The 21,347-nt window shown below is 62.0% G+C and carries 17 protein-coding genes; 16 read left to right on the forward strand and 1 reads right to left on the reverse strand.

The genetic code is table 11. The features are described from left to right. The 16 genes from GNZ13_RS04700 to GNZ13_RS04775 all read left to right on the forward strand — a co-directional run bounded on the left by GNZ13_RS04700 (position 1) and on the right by GNZ13_RS04775 (position 20,286). Positions 1-807, forward strand: a complete 807-nt coding sequence (locus tag GNZ13_RS04700; protein WP_172160935.1) for an enoyl-CoA hydratase/isomerase family protein — start codon at positions 1-3, stop codon at positions 805-807. Positions 808-824: 17 nt separating this feature from the next. Further along, a complete protein-coding gene (locus tag GNZ13_RS04705; protein WP_172160937.1) occupies positions 825-1,676 on the forward strand; it encodes an enoyl-CoA hydratase/isomerase family protein in 852 nt (283 codons plus the stop codon). 99 nt (positions 1,677-1,775) lie between these two features. Beyond that, positions 1,776-2,630 (forward strand): SDR family oxidoreductase, encoded by an 855-nt coding sequence (locus GNZ13_RS04710; RefSeq protein WP_172160939.1) that lies wholly within the window; start codon positions 1,776-1,778, stop codon positions 2,628-2,630. A 2-nt stretch (positions 2,631-2,632) separates the two neighbouring features. Beyond that, positions 2,633-3,775 (forward strand): CaiB/BaiF CoA transferase family protein, encoded by a 1,143-nt coding sequence (locus tag GNZ13_RS04715; RefSeq protein ID WP_172160941.1) that lies wholly within the window; start codon positions 2,633-2,635, stop codon positions 3,773-3,775. A 71-nt stretch (positions 3,776-3,846) separates the two neighbouring features. Beyond that, entirely contained in the window at positions 3,847-5,046 is a 1,200-nt protein-coding gene (locus GNZ13_RS04720) for an acyl-CoA dehydrogenase family protein (protein ID WP_172160943.1), read from the forward strand. Between the two features lie 31 nt (positions 5,047-5,077). Next, the gene (locus GNZ13_RS04725) at positions 5,078-6,232 is read left to right on the forward strand and encodes an acyl-CoA dehydrogenase family protein (RefSeq protein WP_172160945.1); all 1,155 of its coding nucleotides are present in this window, start codon (positions 5,078-5,080) and stop codon (positions 6,230-6,232) included. A 35-nt stretch (positions 6,233-6,267) separates the two neighbouring features. Beyond that, positions 6,268-7,434, forward strand: a complete 1,167-nt coding sequence (locus GNZ13_RS04730; protein ID WP_172160947.1) for an acyl-CoA dehydrogenase family protein — start codon at positions 6,268-6,270, stop codon at positions 7,432-7,434. Between the two features lie 27 nt (positions 7,435-7,461). Next, complete coding sequence (locus GNZ13_RS04735) at positions 7,462-8,268, forward strand: enoyl-CoA hydratase (RefSeq protein ID WP_172160949.1); 807 nt, start codon at positions 7,462-7,464, stop codon at positions 8,266-8,268. 19 nt (positions 8,269-8,287) lie between these two features. Continuing rightward, positions 8,288-9,157 carry a MaoC/PaaZ C-terminal domain-containing protein gene (locus tag GNZ13_RS04740; protein ID WP_172160951.1) on the forward strand — a complete coding sequence of 290 codons (870 nt, stop codon included), beginning with the start codon at positions 8,288-8,290 and terminating at the stop codon, positions 9,155-9,157. 53 nt (positions 9,158-9,210) lie between these two features. Continuing rightward, positions 9,211-10,428, forward strand: coding sequence for an acyl-CoA dehydrogenase family protein (locus GNZ13_RS04745; RefSeq protein ID WP_172160953.1), 1,218 nt, complete (start codon positions 9,211-9,213; stop codon positions 10,426-10,428). A gap of 9 nt (positions 10,429-10,437) precedes the next feature. Beyond that, the gene (locus GNZ13_RS04750; protein ID WP_172160955.1) at positions 10,438-11,571 is read left to right on the forward strand and encodes an acyl-CoA dehydrogenase family protein; all 1,134 of its coding nucleotides are present in this window, start codon (positions 10,438-10,440) and stop codon (positions 11,569-11,571) included. 311 nt (positions 11,572-11,882) lie between these two features. Further along, on the forward strand, positions 11,883-13,109 hold the full coding sequence (locus GNZ13_RS04755; protein WP_172160957.1) for a cytochrome P450: 1,227 nt from the start codon (positions 11,883-11,885) through the stop codon (positions 13,107-13,109). Between the two features lie 466 nt (positions 13,110-13,575). Continuing rightward, a complete protein-coding gene (locus GNZ13_RS04760) occupies positions 13,576-15,219 on the forward strand; it encodes a DUF1302 family protein (protein ID WP_172160959.1) in 1,644 nt (547 codons plus the stop codon). Between the two features lie 39 nt (positions 15,220-15,258). Beyond that, positions 15,259-16,620 carry a DUF1329 domain-containing protein gene (locus tag GNZ13_RS04765; RefSeq protein ID WP_172160961.1) on the forward strand — a complete coding sequence of 454 codons (1,362 nt, stop codon included), beginning with the start codon at positions 15,259-15,261 and terminating at the stop codon, positions 16,618-16,620. 99 nt (positions 16,621-16,719) lie between these two features. Next, complete coding sequence (locus GNZ13_RS04770) at positions 16,720-17,796, forward strand: WD40/YVTN/BNR-like repeat-containing protein (RefSeq protein ID WP_172160963.1); 1,077 nt, start codon at positions 16,720-16,722, stop codon at positions 17,794-17,796. Between the two features lie 21 nt (positions 17,797-17,817). Beyond that, positions 17,818-20,286 carry an efflux RND transporter permease subunit gene (locus GNZ13_RS04775; RefSeq protein WP_172160965.1) on the forward strand — a complete coding sequence of 823 codons (2,469 nt, stop codon included), beginning with the start codon at positions 17,818-17,820 and terminating at the stop codon, positions 20,284-20,286. Between the two features lie 83 nt (positions 20,287-20,369). Here GNZ13_RS04775 and GNZ13_RS04780 read toward each other — a convergent pair whose 3' ends face one another. Further along, positions 20,370-21,164 (reverse strand): SDR family NAD(P)-dependent oxidoreductase, encoded by a 795-nt coding sequence (locus GNZ13_RS04780; protein ID WP_172160967.1) that lies wholly within the window; start codon positions 21,162-21,164, stop codon positions 20,370-20,372. Between the last annotated feature and the right edge of the window lie 183 nt (positions 21,165-21,347).

Raw genomic sequence — 21,347 nt, forward strand, 5'->3', positions numbered from 1 at the left:
ATGAGCGAAAAGCATCCGGATAAGAGCAACGCGTCCGCGTCGATCGAAGTGACCCGGGATGGCTCGGTGGCGATTGTCACGCTGAACAATCCCGGCCGCCGCAATGCGATGGGGCGGCAGATGCGTCAGTCGCTGCGCGACACGATGCACTGCCTGCTGACGGCCGATCCCGACTCGCGCGCGATCGTGCTCACCGGTGCGGGCGAGCATTTCTGCGCCGGCGCCGATATCTCTGAAATGACGCAGCGGACCATCATGCAAAGCCGCGAGATTCTGGCCGAATCGTGCGTCGTGGTGCGCGACATGCTGGCGGGCGCGAAGCCGGTCGTGGCCGCCGTCGAAGGCGTGGCGTTTGGCGCGGGCCTGTCGCTGGCGGTGGCCACCGATTACGTGGTGGCGGCCTCGAATGCGCGCTTTTGCGCGGCTTTTCTGCGGGTCGGGCTGATTCCCGACACCGGCATTCTGTGGACGCTCCCCGAAAAAATCGGCATGGCGCGTGCCAGAGAGATGCTGTCGCTCGCGGCGGAGATCGATGGCGTCAGGGCCGGTGAGATGGGTCTCGCGAACGAGGTCGTCGAGCCGGGCGCGGCACTCGCTGCCGCGGTCGAAGTGGCCCGCGGCCTAGCCGCTCATCCGCCGCTTGGCGTGGCGCTGCTCAAGGCGGCGCTGACCGACGGCGCCACCACGATGGATGCGGCGTTGCGTGCCGAGGTCGACTATCAGCCAGTGCTGCGCCAGTCCAAAGACCACCAGGCCGCATGCCAGGCGTTTTTCGACAAGAGCACGCCGGTCTTTACCGGTCAATGAAGCTTGCGGAGGCTCCTATGAGTATCGAGCTAAATGAAGCACTGGGCGGCGCAAGCGGCGCGGGCGACCAGCCGGGCACGGACGATCTGAAAGACATCGTGCAGGTGCGCCACGAGGGCGATGTGGCGGTCGTCACAATGAACTATCCGCAACGCCGCAATGCGTTCTCGATGAAGATGCGCGTTGCGCTGATCGACGTCTTCCAGCACCTCATGCATGAAGACGCCGCGACGCGCGCGATCGTACTGACCGGCGCGGGCGGCCATTTCTGCGCAGGCGGCGACCTGTCCGAAATGCAGGCTCTCACGCCTACGCTGCTTGAACTGCGCGAACGCATTGCCGTGGGCGTGCGTCTGTTCCGGTTGATCTACACCGGCACCAAGCCGGTCGTCGCTGCGGTCGAGGGCACCTGCTTCGGCGCCGGGCTATCGCTGGCTGCCGCGTGCGATCTCGCCGTGAGCAGCAATGAGGCTAAATATTGCTGCGCCTTCGCCATGGTGGGCTTGCTGCCTGACACCGGGCTGCTTTGGACGTTGCCGCAGAAGGTCGGCGGTGGCAAGGCGCGCGAATTGATGTTGAAAGCGCAGGTGATCGATGCGGCGACGGCGTTGCGCATCGGCCTGGTCAACCAGACCACCGAGGCGGGCGGCGCGCTCGACGCGGCAATCCAGCAGGCTGCGCGCTTCGCCAGCTATCCGCCCGTTACGCTGGCGCTGTTGAAGGCGAGCCTCGTCAACGCAGGCAACTCGATCGAAGACGCGTGGCGGCTGGAAGTCGATTTGAACCCGTTGACGCGTCAGACTGGCGACCACACAGAAGCTGTGGCCGCGTTCATGGAGAAGCGCAACCCCGTTTTTACCGGCACCTGAGCGGCACCTGAGCGTCCCGGCGGGTGCGCCGTTTCGCCTTTGCGTTCGTTGTGTCGCCCCTTGTTTCCGGCCACTGGATTTTACGGAAGTACACCGACCATGTTCACACCCGATCTGCTCAAGAACAAAAAGATTCTGATCACCGGCGGCGGCACCGGTCTCGGTAAGAGTATTGGCCGGCGCTATCTCGAACTCGGCGCGGAGCTGGTGATTTGCGGGCGCCGCAAGGAAGTGCTCGAGGCCACCGCCGACGAATTTCGCGCCGCTATCAGCGGTGCGCAGGTCACGACGATCACCGCCGACGTGCGCAGCGCCGAGTCGGTCGAAGCGATGATGGACACCATCTGGCAGTCCAGCCCGCTTGACCTGCTGCTCAACAACGCCGCCGCCAACTTCATCGCGCGTACCGAAACGCTCTCGGCGCGCGCGGTGGATGCGGTGCTCGACATCGTGCTGCACGGCAGTTTTTATTGCACGATCGCGGCGGGCAAGCGCTGGATCGAGGCCGGCCGCAAAGGCAACGTGATCAGCACGGTTTCCACACCGACCATAACGGGTTCGGCTTTCACTGCCCCGTCGGCGGCGGCCAAGGCCGGCGTGCTCGCGATGACGCGCAGTCTCGCGGTCGAATGGGGGCCGAAGGGGATACGCCTGAACGCCGTGGCGCCGGGTCTCTTTCCGACCGAAGGGGCTTGGGAACAACTCTATCCACCGGGCTCACAGGTCGAACCGCAGGATCGCAGCGTACCGTTGCGGCGCTTCGGCGAGCATGCCGAACTGGCCGATCTGTACGCGTACCTGGCCTCGGATGGCTCCGGCTACATCACCGGCGACATGATCGTGATCGACGGCGGCCGGTGGATGCAGGGCGTAGGCGGCCCCACCTTCCGCGCCATGCAGGACTGGAGCGACGAACAGTGGGACGCCATGCGTGCTCACGCGAGGAAGAGCTGAGTATGGGGCCGCTCGCAGGCGTCAAGATCATCGAACTGGCCGGCATCGGACCGGGCCCGATGTGCGCAATGCTGCTCGCGGATCTCGGCGCGACGGTGCTGCGCATCGACCGGCGGCAACCGGTCAAGCTGGGTATCGAGCGTCCTTTGCGTTACAACCTGCTGCTGCGCAATCGCAAGACGATTGCGCTCGATCTGAAGGATCCGGCCGCGATCGAACTCGTACTGACGCTGGTGGAAAATGCCGACGCCTTGATCGAAGGCTTTCGCCCTGGCGTGACCGAGCGTCTGGGACTCGGGCCGCAAGTGTGTCTTAAGCGCAATCCGAAGCTGGTCTACGGGCGCATTACCGGCTGGGGGCAGGAGGGGCCGCTTGCGCAGTATGCGGGTCACGATCTGAACTACATCGCCATCACGGGTGTGCTGAACGCGATCGGCCGCTTCGACCAGCCGCCCTCGATTCCGCTGAATCTGATTGGCGACTACGCGGGCGGTTCGCTGTATCTGGCGATGGGCCTGCTGGCCGCCATTCTTCATGCCCGCGATGGCGGCAGGGGTCAGGTAGTGGATGCGGCGATCGTCGACGGCACGGCGAATCTCGCCACGACCTTTTTCGGCATGCAGGCGGCGGGTATCTGGCGCGACCAGCGCGGCACCAATATCACCGATTCAGGCTCGCATTTCTACGATGTCTACGAATGCGCCGACGGCAAGTGGATAACGGTGGGTCCGATCGAAGACAAGTTCTATCTGCAACTGCTGGGTTTGCTCGAGATCGCGCCGGACACGCTGGGCGCCCAGCTCGATCAGCACAACTGGCCGGCCGCGCGCGCCTTGTTCGCGCTGAAGTTCAAGACTCGCAGCCGCGCCCAGTGGACCACCCTGCTCGAGCATTCCGATGCGTGTTTCGCGCCGGTCCTGTCGTGGTGCGAAGCGCCTGAGCATCCGCATCTGAAAGCGCGCGGAACGTTTATTGAAGTGGATGGAATCGTGCAGCCGGCGCCCGCGCCGCGTTTTTCGGCGACTGTGCCCGCGCCGCCGACGCCGCCGGAAGCACCTGATCCGGCGGCGCTGGATGCCGCGCTGTCGGTCTGGCTCGACGCGCACGCCATCAACGAACTGAAGCAGGCGGGGACGTTGGCCTGAGAGACCGATGAGCGGGACAAAAAGAATGGACGGCCGAGCGCGCTGCCGCAACGAATCGAGACGAGACACTTATGGATCTGCGATACACCGATGAAGAGCTGGCCTTCCGCGACGAGGTGAGAGCCTTTTTCAAGGAAGTGTTGCCGGAAGACATCCGTCGCAAGGCAGCGCTGGGTCAGCGCTACTCCGCCGCCGACCTGCGCCGCTGGCAGCGCATTCTGTACCAGCGCGGCTGGGCGACGCCCGCGTGGGACAAGGCATGGGGCGGAACGGGCTGGAGCGCGGTGCAGCAGTACATCTTCAAGGAAGAGCTGCATATGGCGCCCGCGCCGGAGCCGCTGTCGTTCAACGTCAACATGATCGGGCCGGTGCTGATTGCGTTCGGCAGCGACGAGCAGAAACGCGCTTTTCTGCCGCAAATCGCGAGTCTCGAATACTGGTTCTGTCAGGGCTTTTCGGAGCCAGGCGCCGGCTCGGATCTGGCCGCGCTGCGCACCCAGGCCGTTCGCGAAGGCGACCATTATGTGATCAATGGCCAGAAGCTGTGGACCTCCACGGCGCATCACGCGGACTGGATGTTCTGCCTTGTGAGGACCGACGCGAGTGCGAAGAAGCAGCAAGGCATCACGTATTTGCTGATCGATATGAAGACGCCCGGTTTGACCGTGCGCCCCATCATCACCATCGACGGCCATCACGAAACCAACGAGGTGTTCTTCGATAACGTGCGCGTACCGGTGGCGAACCGGATCGGCGAAGAAAACAAGGGTTGGGACTACGCCAAGTATCTGCTCGGTAACGAGCGCAGCGGAATCGCCCGCGTGGGGGTGTCGAAGATGCGAATCCGGCACGCCAAAGACCTCGCGAAACGCACGCCGTGCGGCGATGGCGTGCTGTGGGATCAGCCGCAGTTCCGCGAGCGCGTGGCGGCGATCGAAGTCGAACTCAAGGCGCTGGAAATCACCCAGATGCGGGTGATCGCCGAAAGCTCGGCACGGGGCAGCCATGTGCCGGACCCGAAGACGTCGATCCTGAAGATCAAGGGTTCGGAGTTGCAGCAACGCTCGGCCGAACTTCTTCTGGAAGTGGCCGGCCCCGACGCGCTACCGCTCGATCTCGACTTCCTGCGTGGCCTGGGCGAGCCGATCCGCGAGCCGGACTGGGCGCTGACCATCGCGCCGAATCATTATTTCGCGCGTCACGTTTCGATTGTGGGCGGATCGAACGAGATCCAGAAAAACATCCTCGCCAAGTCCGTTCTCGGGCTTTGAGCGCCAATCGAAACGAGGAGAAGCATCGGCCATGGATTTTGATCTCACCGACGAGCAACGCATGCTCAAGGACAGCGTCGAGCGGCTCGTGAAGGACGAGTACAGCTTTGAACAGCGTGCGCGGTACCTGGCGGAGCCGGAAGGCTTTAGTCGCGCACAGTGGGCCCGCTACGCGAGCATGGGCTTGCTGGGCCTGACGTTCGACGAAGCGTTCGGCGGCAGCGGCTGCGGCCCGGTCGAAACGATGATTGTGATGGAGGCGTTCGGCCGCGGGCTGGTTGCCGAGCCCTATCTGGCGACGGTGGTGCTCGGCGGCAGCTGTATCCGGCTTGGCGGCAGTGTTGCCCAGCGCGAAGCGATTCTGCCGCACATCGCCGACGGTTCATTGCTGATGGCCTTCGCACACGCCGAGCCGCAGTCGCGCTACGACCTCGCTGATGTGGCCGCCAGCGCGCGACGCGATGCAAAGGGTTGGTTACTGGACGGTGCAAAGCGCGTCGTCATTCACGGCGGCAGTGCGGACCGGCTGATCGTGTCGGCACGCGTCTCGGGTGCGCGCCGCGACCGCGCCGGCATCGCGCTGTTTCTGGTTGACGCGAACGCGCCGGGTCTCACACGCCGCGGCTATCTGATGCAAGACAGACTGCGTGCCGCGGATATCGATCTGTCGGGCGTGCGCGTGACCGACGACGATGTGATTGGCGTGGCAGGCGAGGCGCTGCCGCTGATCGAAACGGTCGTCGCGCAGGCGATTGCCGCGCTGTGCGCCGAAGCGGTCGGCTCGATGGCGGCCGCGTATGAGGAAACCGTTGCATACCTCAAGGTGCGCAAGCAGTTTGGCGTCGCGATAGGTTCGTTTCAGGCGTTACAGCATCGTGCCGTGGACATGCTGGTCATGGTCGAGCAGGCGCGCAGCATGGCGCTGTTCGCCACCATGATGAGCGCGGAGCAGGATGTCGCGGAACGCGAACGCAGCATGTCAGCTGCCAAGGTGCAGATCGGCCAGGCCGGCCGTTTTGTCGGCCAGCAGGGCGTGCAACTGCACGGCGGCATTGGCATGACCGAGGAATGCAAGGTGGGGCATTACCTGCGTCGCCTCAGCGTGATCGACATCCTGTTTGGCGCTGCCGAACACCATTTGACCCAGCTCGCCAGCGCGGGCGGACTGATCGACGCGGCTGCTTAAGTGCGCCGCTGGATCTTGTGACCGGAACCCTTCAAATGAGCAAACCCAGCCCCTCTGATCCGCATCGGGAACTGCGCGACGCATTGCGCGATCTGTCGAAAGAATACCCTGACGAATACTGGCGCCGCATCGACCACGAGCGGGTTTATCCGGAAGCGTTCGTCGATGCCTTGACGCGTGCTGGCTGGATGGCCGCGCTGATTCCACAGGAATACGGCGGCTCTGGGCTCGGACTGACCGAAGCTTCCGTGATCATGGAAGAGATCAATCGCAACGGCGGCAATTCCGGGTTTTGCCACGGCCAGATGTACAACATGAATACGCTGCTGCGCAACGGCTCCGAAGCGCAAAAGCGGGCGTACCTGCCGAAGATCGCCAGCGGCGAACTGCGTCTGCAGTCGATGGCCGTGACCGAACCGACCACGGGCACGGACACCACCAAGTTGAAAACCCTGGCGCTGAAGAAAGACGGCCGCTATGTGGTCAACGGCCAGAAGGTGTGGATCTCCCGCGTGCAGCATTCGGACCTGATGATTCTGCTGGCCCGCACCACGCCGCTCGCCGATGTAAAGAAGAAATCAGAAGGCCTGTCATGTTTTCTGGTCGACCTGCATCAGGCGATCGGCAACGGTCTGACCGTGCGGCCGATTCCGAACATGGTCAATCACGAAACCAACGAACTATTCTTCGACAATCTCGAGATTCCCGAAGAGAACCTGATCGGCGAGGAAGGCAAGGGCTTCAAGTACATCCTCGACGGTCTGAATGCCGAGCGTGCGTTGATTGCCGCTGAGTGTATCGGCGACGGTTACTGGTTCGTCGATCGCGCCTCGAAGTACGCGAGCGAGCGCCAGGTGTTCGACCGGCCCATTGGTATGAATCAGGGCGTGCAGTTTCCTATTGCCGAAGCGTATATCGATGTGCGGGCCGCCGATCTGATGCGCTACAAGGCGTGCGAACTGTTCGACAGCCGCGAGCCGTGCGGCGCCGAGGCGAACATGGCCAAGCACCTGGCTGCAACCGCTTCATGGAAGGCCGCTAACGCGTGTCTGCAAACGCACGGTGGCTTCGGCTTCGCCTGCGAATACGACGTCGAGCGCAAATTCCGCGAAACCCGCCTTTATCAGGTGGCGCCTATCTCGACCAATCTGATTCTGTCCTACGTGGCCGAACACGTGCTGGACATGCCGCGATCGTTTTGAGCGGCGCGCCAATTGAGGGAGACATCCATGGGCTACGAGACCATTCTGTATGACGTGAAGGACCGGATCGCTACGGTCACGCTGAACCGTCCTGAACAGATGAACACCTGGAACGACACGGTGGCCACCGAGGTTTACGACGCCATGCAGGCCGCCGGCGCGGATCGCGGCGTGCGCGTCATCGTCTTTACCGGTGCGGGCAAGGCGTTCTGCGCGGGTGGCGACATTCATAGCTTTGGCGGCGATCCGAACGCACTGATGACCAAGCTGCCGCGTCCGTTCGACATGCGCAAGCGTGCCGACTGGCAGACGCGCTGCTCGTACTATCCGGCGATACCGAAACCCGTCATCGCGATGCTCAACGGCGCGACGGTCGGCATCGGCCTGATCCATGCGCTGTTCTGCGATATCCGCTTCGCGGCCGCGGACGCCACGATCACCACCGCCTTCGCGCGTCGCGGGTTGACTGCTGAGTACGGCATGGCGTGGATCCTCTCGCATCACGTCGGGCACGCACGGGCGCTCGATTTGCTGCTGTCCGCACGCAAGATCAAGGGCGGCGAGGCAGAACGCATGGGGCTCGTGAACCGCGCGTTCCCATCCAGCACATTGGCGGACGAGACCTATGCCTATGCGCGCGACCTGGCGGAGAACTGCTCCCCGCGCTCGATGCGCATCATGAAAGCGCAGCTATGGGAGGTGCCGTTCCAGACACCGCATGAAGCGATCATGTCTGCCGGGCTGGACATGCCGATCGCCAATCAATGCGCCGACTACCAAGAGGGCATCGCAAGCTTTCTTGAGAAGCGCAAGCCGAATTTCACCGACGATTGATACGTTGCGAGGCAAAGTCATGCTGAAGTACGAAGTCATCAAGAACTGGCCGATCGAAGACGTCACCCAGGCGTACACCGAACGCGATGTCATGCTGTACGCGCTTGGTCTTGGCATCGGCGGCGATCCGCTGGACGCGACGCAACTTCGCTACGTCTACGAGAAGGATCTGCAGGCGATGCCGACCTGCGCCGCCGCGTTTGCGTGGCCCCGGTCCTGGATGCGCGATCCCCGTGCGGGCGTCGACTATCTGAAGGTCGTGCATGGCGAACAGGACGTCCGCTTCCTCCGCCCGATGCCGACTGCCGCCACTCTCGTCAGCAAGACGCGTGTGAGCCTTGTTTCGGACAAGGGCGCGGACAAGGGCGCAATCGTCGAGCTCAAGCGCGATCTGATCGAGGCGTCAAGCGGCGAGCGGCTCGCTGAAGTGCGGCAGGTGTCGTTCCTGCGCGGCGACGGCGGCTTCAGCGCGGAATCAGGCGTGAGCGATGCGCCGCCCGAAGCATTGCCCGCTGTTCCCGAGCGCGCGCCCGACAGCGAATTCGAGTTCGGGACCTCGACGCAGGCCGCGTTGATTTACCGCCTGTCCGGCGATTCGAATCCACTGCATGCCGACCCCGAAGTGGCCGCGAAGGCTGGCTTTAAACAACCCATACTGCACGGTCTCGCGACCTACGGGATCGCCGGGTACGCGGCGATTCGAACCTGCGCGGGAAATGATGCCGCACGGCTAAAGCGGCTTGCGCTTCGCCTCACTTCACCGGTCTATCCGGGCGAAGTCATCCGTTTCCAGTTCTGGCGCGACAGTGGCACCCGTTTGTATTTGCGTGCGCGAGTCGACGCGCGCGATGTGGTGGTGTTGAACAACGGCATCGTCGAAATCGGCTGAACACGGGACCCGGTGTTTGTCCTGCGCAGGCGTAAGGTCAAAGGAGTGTAGGTATGGATTTGCGAGAAAGTCTCGAAGACAAGGCCTTTCGTGCATCGGTGCGGGAATTTGTGACTGCCCAGTTGCCCGCGGATATCCGCGATCGCGTGCTGAATTTCCGCCATCTGCCGCGCGAAGATTACGTGCGCTGGCAGCGCATCCTCGCGGCCAATGGCTGGGGTGCGCCTGCATGGCCAATCGAATACGGCGGGGCAGGGTGGAACGCTGCGCAGCGCAATATCTTCGATGAGGAATGCTTCACCGCGGGTGCGCCGCGCCAGATGCCGTTCGGTCTGTCGATGGTCGGGCCGGTGCTGCAGAAATTCGGCACACCGGCGCAACGTGACTATTTTTTGCCTCGCATCGTGTCGATGGAGGACTGGTGGTGTCAGGGTTATTCGGAGCCCGGCGCCGGTTCCGATCTGGCTTCGCTGAAGACCCGCGCCGAGTGCATTCCGCGAGACGGCGAACCGTTCTATATCGTCAACGGCCAGAAGATATGGACGTCGTTTGCACAGTGGGCCAACTGGATCTTCTGTCTCGTGCGTACCCACAGCGATGGCCGTCCGCAGGAAGGCATTTCATTCCTTCTGATCGACATGAAAACGCCCGGCATTACCGTGCGGCCGATCAAGACGCTCGACGGCGGCCATGACGTCAACGAGGTGTTCTTCGAGAACGTCGAAGTGCCGATTTGCAATCTTGTCGGTGAGGAGCATCGCGGCTGGGCGATCGCCAAATATCTGCTCGGCCATGAGCGCACCAATATTGCGGGGCTTGGCAACTGCAAACGCTTCATGCTGCGGCTGAAGGAAATCGCGCGGACCGAACAGAAGCACGGCAAGCCGCTGATCGACGATATCCGCTTTCGCGACCGGATCGCGAAGGTCGAGATTGATCTCATCGCGCACGAGTGGTCGTTGTTGCGGGTCATTTCCGCTGAGTCAGCCGGTCGTCCGCTGGGGCCCGAGGCGTCGGTGCTGAAAATCCGAGGTTCGGAAATCCAGCAGGAACTGACCGAGCTGATCATGGCATGCGCGGGGCCTTACGCGGTGCCGTTCGTGCCCCAGGCACTCGAGCCGGATTGGGCCGAGGACGCGGAGGCCACGGCGCACGGCGAACTGCTCAACGCGCTGGCGCCGCACTATCTGGACTGGCGCAAGATCTCGATCTACGGCGGTTCGACTGAGATTCAGAAAAACATCATCGCCAAACTGGTGCTTGGCATCTGAGGACACGTCATGGATTTCACGCTCGTTGAAGAGCAGCAGATGCTAGCCGACCTGGTGGGCCGCTTCGTGGAGAAGGAGTATTCATTCGAGGCGCGGCGCAAGCTATCGGCGACACCGCGCGGCTGGTCCGAACAGCATTGGGGCACTTTAGCCGATATGGGCCTCCTCGCGCTCAACGTTCCGGACGCATACGGCGGAATGAACGCGAGCGTGGCAGAGACCATGATCGTGATGGAGGCGTTGGGTCGCGCTCTGGTACTGGAGCCCTACCTCTCGGCCGCGGTGCTTGGCGCACGGTTGATCAGCGAGGCCGGCACCGACGCGCAAAAGGACCGCTGGCTGCCCGAGCTTGCGGCTGGCCGCCTGAAAACGGCGTTGGCCACCCTCGAGCCCGGTGAGCGGTTCGATCTGTCGAACATAACGACGACCGCCAGACCGTCGAACCAGGGTTTCGTCGTCGATGGTCGCAAAGGGGTGGTCTTGCACGGCGATAGGGCCGACCTGCTGCTGGTGTCGGCGCGGACATCCGGCGCTCAGACCGACACGGCCGGCGTTACGCTGTTCGCGATCGACCCAAAGACACCGGGCGTCACGCTCAGGGCTTTTCCTACGCTGGACGGGCAGCGGGTCGCCGAAGTGTGCTTCTCGGGCGTGCCGGTCGGCTCCGACGCAGTGATAGGCGCGATCGGCGACGGCTATCCGCTGCTTGAATGGACCGTCGACCACGGGCTGTTCGCGCTATGCGCGGAGGCGGTCGGAACCATGGCGAGGCTGGCAGAGATGACCTACGACTACCTGCGCACGCGCACTCAGTTCGGCAGACCCATCGGCGAGTTCCAGGCGCTTCAGCACCGCGCGGCAGACATCCTGACGGCGGTCGAGCAGGCCCGCTCGGTGCTGTACTTCGCCGCATCGCGGGTGGCCGGGGCGGATGCCGACGAACGGCGCCGGGCGGTGTCCGCCGCCAAGAACCTGATTGGCCGGTGCGGCCGGTTCGTGGGCCAGCAGGCGGTGCAGTTGCACGGCGGAATGGGCATGACCGACGAACTTCCGATCGGCTGGTACTTCAAGCGGCTGACCTGCATTGACATGACATGGGGTGACGCCGAGCACCATCTGGAACGCTACGGGACATACGTGTAACGCGGCGCCGTGATACGTCCCGCGCGCGAAGCCGCGCGCTTCCGTTTAGCTTCGCCCATCGACCCGCTTCCTTGTCGTTCCAGCAGAATCGCGGGTCCAGCGGGTTCCCGCTGCCCGGCAATGGCGCGACTGCCACATGCGGTGCGAAACCTCTCCACGTCGATTCCTGGGCGATAGAAAATATTTTGTCTGGCCGACGTCATTCGCGCAGCAGAAAATATATGATACATATGTGAACGTCATTCATAAACCTGTTGGCGCGGCGGTTTTGTGAACTGCCAGCTGGCCCGGAATCACGAAGGAGACATCGAATGTCAGAGACCACTCAACGCACGACGCCTGAAGCGGCGCCGATTCCCGCGCATGTACCGCCGGAACTGGTGGTCGACTTCGACATATACAATCCGCCCGGCGCCGCCGACGACTATCATCTCGCGCTCAAGAAGCTCCACGACGACGCCGTGCCCGACATCTTCTGGACGCCGCGCAACGGGGGCCACTGGATCGCCACGCGCGGCGACGACATCTACCGCATCTTCAAGGACTACGAGCATTTTTCGTCACGCCAGTTGACGGTGCCGTTGGTCAATCATGCGCCGCTGCCGCCGATCTTTTTCGACCCGCCCGATCACACCGCCTACCGCGCGTTGATCGCGCCCGCCTTCATGCCGCAAGCGATCAGCAAGCTCGAAGAAAAGGCGCGTGAAATGGCAATCGAGCTGATCGAAGGCTTTTATCCGCGGGGCGAGTGTGAGTTCGTCTCCGAGTTTGCGCAGCACCTGCCCATTGGTATTTTCATGAACATGGTGGCGCTGCCCGTGGAAGATCGCGACTATCTGCTAGGCCTTGCAGACAAGATGGTGCGGCCTGCCTCCGCCGGGCAGAAGCTTGAAGCGCTCGGCGCGATCTTTGAATACCTTGGCGTGAAAATCGCCGAGCGCCGTGCAAACCCGGGAGACGATCTGATCAGCCGGATCGTTCAATCGACGATTGACGGTCGTGAGCTTAGCGACCAGGAGCTTAAAGGGCTGTGCGGTCTCGTCCTGATCGGTGGTCTCGATACGGTCGCCTCCGCGATGGGTTTCATTGCCAACTTCCTGGCGAAAAGTCCCGCGCATCGCAAACAACTGATCGACCACCCGGAGTTGACGCAGAAAGCGGTAGACGAGTTGTTACGCCGCTTTCCAGTGGTCAACCAGGGACGCCAGGTAGCGCGTGACTTCGAATATCAGGGCGTGCAGATGAAGGCCGGCGACATGATCGTCATACCGACGACCTTGCATGGTCTGGACGAGCGCAAGTTCCAGAACCCGCTCGATGTCGACTTCAACCGCCCGACACCGATTCATTCCACCTTCGGCAATGGGGCACATCGTTGTCCGGGCTCGTTCCTCGCCCGCGTCGAGATCAAGGTGTTCCTCCAGGAGTGGCTCAAACGCATCCCAGATTTTTCACTCAAGCCCGGCGCCAGAGCTGGCGTGCATGGTGGTGTCAACGGCACGCTCTACCATTTGCCGCTGGTCTGGGACGTGAAGTGAACAGCACACGCTGACGATCGGCGGCTGCCCGATCGTCAGGATCAGCCGTCACCGCAGACAAGCGGCGCAGCGCATGGATCCTCGCGTTCGCGCTGACAGGCGCGACAGCCTTAGTCACGGTATTTCGTCAGGCATCCCCAAGTGGGCGGCCGCGGCAGGTCCGATTGTCCCGTTGTGACGGGGCTGCCGCGGCCGGCATCAGCATTCGCCAGCCGCGCGAATCGATTCCGTATTCGTGGGACTTCAGACGATTTCCTGACGTCTCGATCGGCCGGTCGAACCTCGGTCCGCCTGTGCGAAAGGGTCCAGGTCTCTACTGGAAAACACTATTGACACCCCACGGTGCGATGTTTACCATTTTGAACAGCATTCATATTTTTGGCTGAGCTTAAAATGTGGGAAGCAGGCCGGCTCGAAAAATACAACGAATAGAACTCGTGTGAAGGTCCTCGCGGAGGAGACAGAAATGAATCGGATTTTCAGAGGCGGGGCCGTTTACCGGCGTCGTATTGAAGTGATGCTGCTGGCTGGTGTTTGCGGCAGTTTTGCGAACGGAGTGCAGGCGTTCACGTTTACTACGCCCAATCCAGACATCGAGATGGATCTGGATACGACGGTTCGCGCGAACTACGGGTTACGGCTACAGGGCATCGACCCGGCGATCGGTAACAACCCGAGCTATGACGAAGGCGACAACACCTTCAGGCGCTACCAGACCATACTTGCGCGGCTCGACGTGACGAGCGAATTCGACTTCAAGTACAAGGGGACGACAGGCTTCCGGTTCAGCGTCGCTGGCTGGTATGACGCCGCCTATTCGGGAAAGGACAAGAGCGGGCCGGGCCTGGCAAGTGTCGCGAACTACCCGGGGAATAACTACACCAGCTACATCAAAAAGTATTACATCGGACCATCGGCCGAGGTGCGCGACGCGTTCGGATTCACCACCGTCAATGCGGGCCCCGTTCCAATCGACATCAAGGTAGGGCGCCTCGCGCAAATCTGGGGTCAATCGCTGATCGGCAGCGTGGGCGGCGTGAACTCGGTCGCGGTGTCGCAGGCTCCGCAAAACCTGATCGCCGCGACGCAAAGCCCCGGGGCATCGCTGAAGGAACTGTCGCTGCCGACAGGGCAGGTCGCCATGTCGGCCCAGCTGACCGACCGGATGCAATTGAGCGGCTACTACACATTCGAATGGGCGCACGACCGCTATCCGGAAGGCGGCACCTATTTCGGTGGGTCGGACTCCATCGACTATGGGCCGCCGATTTCCGCGTATGCAGGGCCGAACTTCGCGATCCACAACGTCAAGGGACCGCAAGGGAAGATCGGGGATATCGGTGTCGAAACCAAGTACCGCTTCGAAAAATTCTCGAGCACAGTGGAGTTGACCTATCGCCGCTTCAGCTACAAGACTCCCTGGTTTGCTCAGTTCAATGCGAACAATTTCACAACCGAGGATATATACGCGAACAAGGTTCAGCTGCTGGGCCTCGGCGTGAACAGCACGATTGCCGGCACGGCGGTCGGCGCCGAAGTGTCGTATCGCCGCAATACGCCTTTGGCTTCCGCCGGCAGCGGCACGCCGGGCACGCTCGAAGGCGCGCGCGGCGATACGTTGCACGCACTGATCAACACGACCACCTACCTCGGCAAGTCGTTCCTCTGGAACGAGGCGCCGCTCGCGATGGAAATCGCGGCGGCCCACCTGATCAAGGTGACGTCGGGCGCGCAGAACTTCAATTCTCCCGGTTACTCCGCCGCCTGCACGAAGGCTGCCGATGCGGTCGCACTGGGTTGTTCGACGAAGAATTTCTATACCTTCGGCGTGTCGTTCACACCGCACTGGAATCAGGTGTTTCCCGGTGTCGATCTCGACCTGCCGATGTTCGTACAATGGAACATCCACGGCAATACGCCGACTGTCGACGGCGGCAACCAGGGCAGCAACATCTACCAGGTAGGACTGAAATTCACGATCTACAACAAGCACATTGTGAATCTCACCTACACCGGTTATACCAACTGGAAGAAAACAGCGACCAATGTGAACGGCGCGCCGTATTCCGACAAAGGCTGGATCGGGATTACTTATCAGACCACGCTTTAACCAAAGCCGACTATCTGGTACCTCAGAGGACATTCGCAAATGAACATCCCAAAGTTACTGACGGCTGTGTTGATCGCCGCCACCTATGGTTCCACCGTGCACTCGGCGGTATCGACCGAAGAAGCCGCCAGGCTTGGCACGACGCTCACATTATTCGGCGCGGACGCCGCAGCCAGTACGGACGGTCAGATTCCGGCATACACGGGCGGCATCGCCAAGGCGCCTGCGGAGTTCAAGCCTAATAGCGGCAAGTGGATGGACCCGTTTGCCGGCGAAAAGGCGGTTCTGACGATCACGGCGCAGAACTGGCAAGAATACGCGGACAAGCTGAGCGAGTCGTCCAAGGAACTGTTCAAGCGCTTTCCCGATTACAAGATGATGGTCTATCCGACCCATCGCAGCGCGTCGTTTCCGGACTGGTACGGTGAAAATTGCAAGATCAATGCGGTGCAGGCCAAGCTGACGAACGGCGGACAGGATATCGAAGGCGCCTTTGGCTGTATTCCTTTCCCGATTCCGAAGACCGGCGAGGAAGCGCTCTGGAATTACATCATGCGCTACGTCGGCACCAAGCAAAAGAACTTCGTGAATACCTGGCTGATGGACAGCTCAGGCAGCCCGGTGCTGACGGGTTCGTTCAAAAGCAGCATCTATTTTCCGTACTACGATCCCACTCTCGGCCGGGACGGGTTCAAGAAGTCGGATGGCGTCTGGTACCAGGTGCAGAATGATTACGCCGCGCCCGCACGCCTGAAGGGCGAAACATCTCTGTTCTGGGACTACACCGCGAGTTCGCGTGACTGGCCGGGCTGGGCATATTCGCCGGGCCAGCGTCGCACACGCGTCGCCCCTGACCTCTCTTACGATACGCCTAACCCCGGCTACTCGGGCGTGATCACAATGGACGATATCCAGCTGATGTACGGCAAGCTCGATCGCTGGAAGGTCAAGATGCTCGGCACCAAGGAAATGTACATTCCGTACAACGGATACAAGTGGCAATACGCAACGCCGGACAAGGACATGCTGACACCGCATTTCCCCAATGCCAACCTGATCCGCTGGGAGCTGCACCGCGTGCGCATACTTGAATTGACGCTCAAACCCGGTGCCCGGCACCTCTACAGCAAAAAGATCATCTATACGGACGAGGATCTGGGCGGTGGCATGATGGATGCCTATGATCAGGCGGGCAAACTGTATCGAGGCGGCTTTGCCGACACGGTACCGGCCTACGACACCAAGGTCCCGTATTCACTCGGCAACTGGTTCTTCGACTTCAACAGCGGCGTGTATCTACTGGGCAGTCATCCTGCGGAGACCGCCGGCATTTTCTTCAACGTGGACTTCCCCAACGGATTCTTCACGCCTGAACGAATGCAATCGACCGGCATCCGCTGACGCCTCGCGCGTTGCCGGCAGCATAGCCTGGAGAGGCAGGGCCGCAGCGGGTTTCGTCCGCTGCGGCCATCGAGTATCGGGCGGGCATAAGGAGACGTAATGCTGAGCACCTGTATGAACGCGGCAGTGTCGGCATTCGCGCTGACCCTCGCGCTGACCGTTTCGCAGCCGGCGCTTGCCGCGTTCGCCGATCCGATCGACACGCCGGCCACGACCAACCCCCATGCACAGACAGCGCCGCTGCTTGCCGTGGCCCATGCCGGAGACCGGCTGGTCGCGGTCGGCTTGCGCGGACTGATCGTCCTCTCCGACGACAATGGCGAGACCTGGCGCCAGGTTCCCGCACCGGTGAGCTCGGACCTGGTCGCGGTGTATTTCGTTTCGCCGCGCGCGGGCTGGGCGACCGGTCAGGACGGCATCGTATTGCACACCGCGGACGGCGGGGCAACGTGGACCAGGCAGCTCGACGGCCGGTCGGCGGCCGCCTCGATGTTGGCCTATTACCAGAAGCAGGACCAGTCGAACCCGAAGGTCGCAGCCGGACTCGAGGAAGCGCGGCGCTTTGTCAACGACGGCCCGGGGCGGCCATTTCTATCGGTCTGGTTCGATAACGAACGCACGGGCTTCATCATCGGTTCATTCAACATCATCTTCAAAACCGAGGATGGCGGGGTCAGTTGGACACCGTGGTTCGACCACACCGAAAACGAACAGGACGCTCTGAACCTGCATGCGATACGCAGAATCGGCAATGCGTTGTACGTGGTCGGCGAACAGGGGCTGGTCATGCGCCTCGACGAGACCTCACAACAGTTCGTCAAGGTTCCGGTGCCGTACAAGGGCAGCTTTTTCGGCATTTTCGGCACGCCTGAAAACCTGATTCTCTACGGCCTGCGTGGCAATGCGTTGCGCAGCGCGGACGGCGGGCAGACCTGGACCAAGGTCGGCATTCCCGGCGAAGCGAGTCTGCTCGGCGGTGCGCGCCTGGCCGACGGGCGGCTCGCGCTGTTCAGCCAGGATGGACGCGTGCTGATCAGCACGGACGGCGGCGCCAGCTTCAGTGCGGCGAATGCGGCGGGTCAACCCTGGTCGCTCTGGGACGGCACGAGCCTCGCTCGCGGCGGCATTGTGGTGGTGGGCGCCGGCGGCGTAAAAAACATCGCGGTACTCAAGTGATTGCGGGATAGGGAGCACAAGATGGCCGGTAAGAGCAATGAGCAGATCAGTTCGATGCCCGTGGTTCGGGAGCGCAGCGCGTTCGACTCGAATTCCGGCAATGCGCTGGAGCGACTGGTTTTCAATCATCGACTTGTCCTGATCCTGCTGTGCGCGGTGCTGTCGGTCTTTTTCGGCATCAAGGTGGCGATCGGGCTGCAGATCAACGCCAGTTTCGAAAAGATGATTCCGCAGTCGAACGCGTACATCCGCAACTACCTGGCGAACAAGGGCGACCTGAAGGGGCTCGGCAACAGCTTGCGGATCGTGGTCGAGAACACGCAGGGCAACATTTACGATCCCGCGTATCTGGAAGCGCTGAGAAAGATCAACGATGCGGTGTTCCTCATGCCCGGTGTCGACCGGCCGTGGGTCAAATCGATCTGGATGCCGGCGGTGCGCTGGAATATCGTGACCGAGAAAGGCTACGCGGGTGGCCCGGTCATGCCGTCGACGTACAACGGCTCGCCCGCGGCGATCGACGCGTTGCGAACCAATATCGCGCGCGCGGGCATCACCGGTTCGCTGGTCGCCAACGATCTGAAGTCGAGCATGATCGTGGTGCCGCTGCTCGAACGCGACGCGGCGGGCAATCCGATCAACTATGGCCACTTCTCGCATCTGCTCGACGACATGGTGCGCACGCAGCAGCACGGCAACATTCGCATCCATGTGGTCGGCTTCGCCAAACTGATCGGTGACCTGATCGACGGCCTGAAGCAGGTGATGACGTATTTCGGTATTGCGGCGACCATCGCGCTCGGCGTGATTTTCTTTTATACGCGCTGTCCGCGCAGCACGTTTCTGGTGGTCGCATGTTCGCTGGTCGCGGTCCTGTGGCAACTCGGCATCGTCACGGCGCTGGGTCTCGTCATCGACCCGTATTCGGTTCTGGTGCCGTTCCTGGTATTCGCCATCGGCGTGTCGCATGGCGCGCAGAAAATGAACGGCATCCTGCAGGACGTGGGGCGTGGCACACATAAGTACGTGGCGGCGCGCTACACCTTCCGCAGGCTCTTTCTCGCGGGTCTCACCGCGCTCATGGCCGACATGGTGGGCTTCGCTGTCCTGACGATCATCGATATCCCGGTCATCAAGGATCTGGCGCTGACAGCCAGCATCGGCGTGGGCGTGCTGGTCTTCACCAATCTGCTGCTACTGCCGGTACTGCTGTCGTATGTCGGCGTGAGTCCTGCCGCCGCGCAGCGCACGCTGATTGAAGAGGCCGCCGAAGCGGGCAGCCGCTCGCGCGTCGCGAGCCTGTGGGACTGGCTGGATCGTTTCACCGAACGGCGCTGGGCGTCGGGAGCGATCGTCGTGACCTTGCTGCTGGCGGTGGCCGGTTTTGCGGTCAGCCAGCGTCTGCAGATCGGCGATCTCGATGCGGGGGCGCCCGAATTGCGGGCGGACTCGGTCTACAACCGTGACAATGCCTTCATCAACGCGCACTATGGCCTGTCGAGCGACATGTTCGTGGTGATCGGCAAATCGTCACTGCCCAATTGCGACGCGGATCATTATCAGATGCTGGCCGATGTCGATCGCCTCGAGATCGCATTGCAGAACCTGAGCGGCGTGCAGACCACGAGTTCGGCCGCGTCCCTCACCCGGCTCGTTACGTCCGGCGCTTACGAAGGCTATCCGAAGTGGTTCACGATCAATCGCACGCCGTCGATCCTGAATCGCTCGCTCTTCCAGGTTTTACTTGATCGTCCCGATCTGATCAGCGCGGCCTGCAACACGATGCCGATCATCGCTTACCTGACCGATCATAAGGCGGCCACGCTGAACCGCGTGCTCGACGCGGCGCAACGTTTCGCGGATGCGCACAAGGATCCGAACCATCAATTTCTTCTGGCCGCGGGATCGGCAGGTATCGATGCCGCGACCAATATCGTCGTCAAGGAAGCGAATGAGCGCATGTTGCTGCTGGTCTACGCGGCCGTTGTCCTGCTCTGCCTGATCACGTTCCGTAGCTGGCGCGCCGCGGTCGTCGCACTGGTGCCGCTCGTCATCACATCGGTGTTATGCCAGGCGTTGATGGTGATGCTGGGCATCGGCGTGAAGGTGGCGACCTTGCCTGTGATCGCCCTTGGCGTGGGCATCGGTGTCGATTACGCGCTCTATCTGCTGTCCGTGCAGCTCAACTATCAGCGCGCCGGCTTGCCGCTGCGGGACGCCTACCGTCGAGCGGTCCAGTTCACCGGCAAGGTGGTGGCGCTGGTGGGCGTCACGCTGGCCGCGGGGGTCGTCACGTGGGCATGGTCGCCGATCAAGTTTCAGGCCGACATGGGCATTCTGCTGACTTTCATGTTCGTCACAAACATGATCGGCGCGCTGATTCTGATCCCGTCGCTGTCTCACTTTCTGTTGCGCAATGTGTCGTCCAGACCTGGGCACGCGGCGTTACGCAGCGCGATTGCACTCGTCGAGAATTCGAAAGGCGCGTGATGACCTGGCTGAGTGAGCGCAATAGGCGCGTAAGCAGGGCGCGTAAAAAGCGGGCGCCGGCCACGCTGCGGCGCTGACTGTGGCTAGAGCACCGACATCGGGAAGCTCAGGATCTCCGAGACACCGCCGTCGACCATCAGCATTTGGCCGTTCATATAGGAACTGGCGTCGGAGGCGAGGAATACGGCGGCGCCGCCGAGTTCTTCAGGGCGCCCCCAGCGTCCGACGGAAATGTGCGAACGGACGATCTCTTTCATTTGCGCATTCGACGTGACCGGCTCGGCCATATCGGTCATGAAATAGCCTGGACAAATGCCGTTGCAGCGGATTCCGTAGCGCCCCAGTTCGGCGCCGAGCGACTTGGTGAGACCTGCCACTGCGTGCTTGCTCGCTACATAGGCCTGCAGCTTTTCGCGCCCGAGTACGGAAACGTACGAGCCGACATTGATGATGCGGCCGTGTCCGCGTTCGATCATCGGCGGGGAAGCTTGTTGCGCGAGCAGGTACGCCGCGGTGACGTTGGTGTCCATGGTGCGGCGCCACATCTGCGGCGTCGATTTCAGGAAATCGCTCCACTCGCAGATACCGGCGTTGTTCAGCAGAATGTCGATCCTTCCGTGACGCGCGAGAACGTTCTGCACGGCGGCCTCGATGGCGGCCTGATCGGTGAGATCGAATGGCTCGACATCGATCGCGCCGCCGCTACCGCCGCTGACCGCACGAATGGACGCAGCGGCAGCGTCGAGACTGGCACGCGAGCGGGCGGCGAGCACCACCGTCGCGCCGGCGCACGCAAGCGCGCTGGCCATCGCCAGCCCGAGGCCGCGTGAGGCGCCCGTGACGAGCGCAACCTGACCATCGAGAGAGAACATTTTCATGGACGAGTTTTCAACGGGAGCCGCTGCCGACGATCCTGCGACAGAGCACGCAGTCAGTCGATCCGCGGAGAATTTTAAAATGCGAACGATGTTCTAAATTATGGATATATTCTGACGGCCGTGAAATGGGGTATACGCGGGGCAGGGTCCGGAAAGGCCACGTTCGAAACAGCAGGCCGCCGA

It is taken from the genome of Paraburkholderia elongata (assembly GCF_013177735.1).
Lineage (GTDB): Bacteria > Pseudomonadota > Gammaproteobacteria > Burkholderiales > Burkholderiaceae > Paraburkholderia > Paraburkholderia elongata.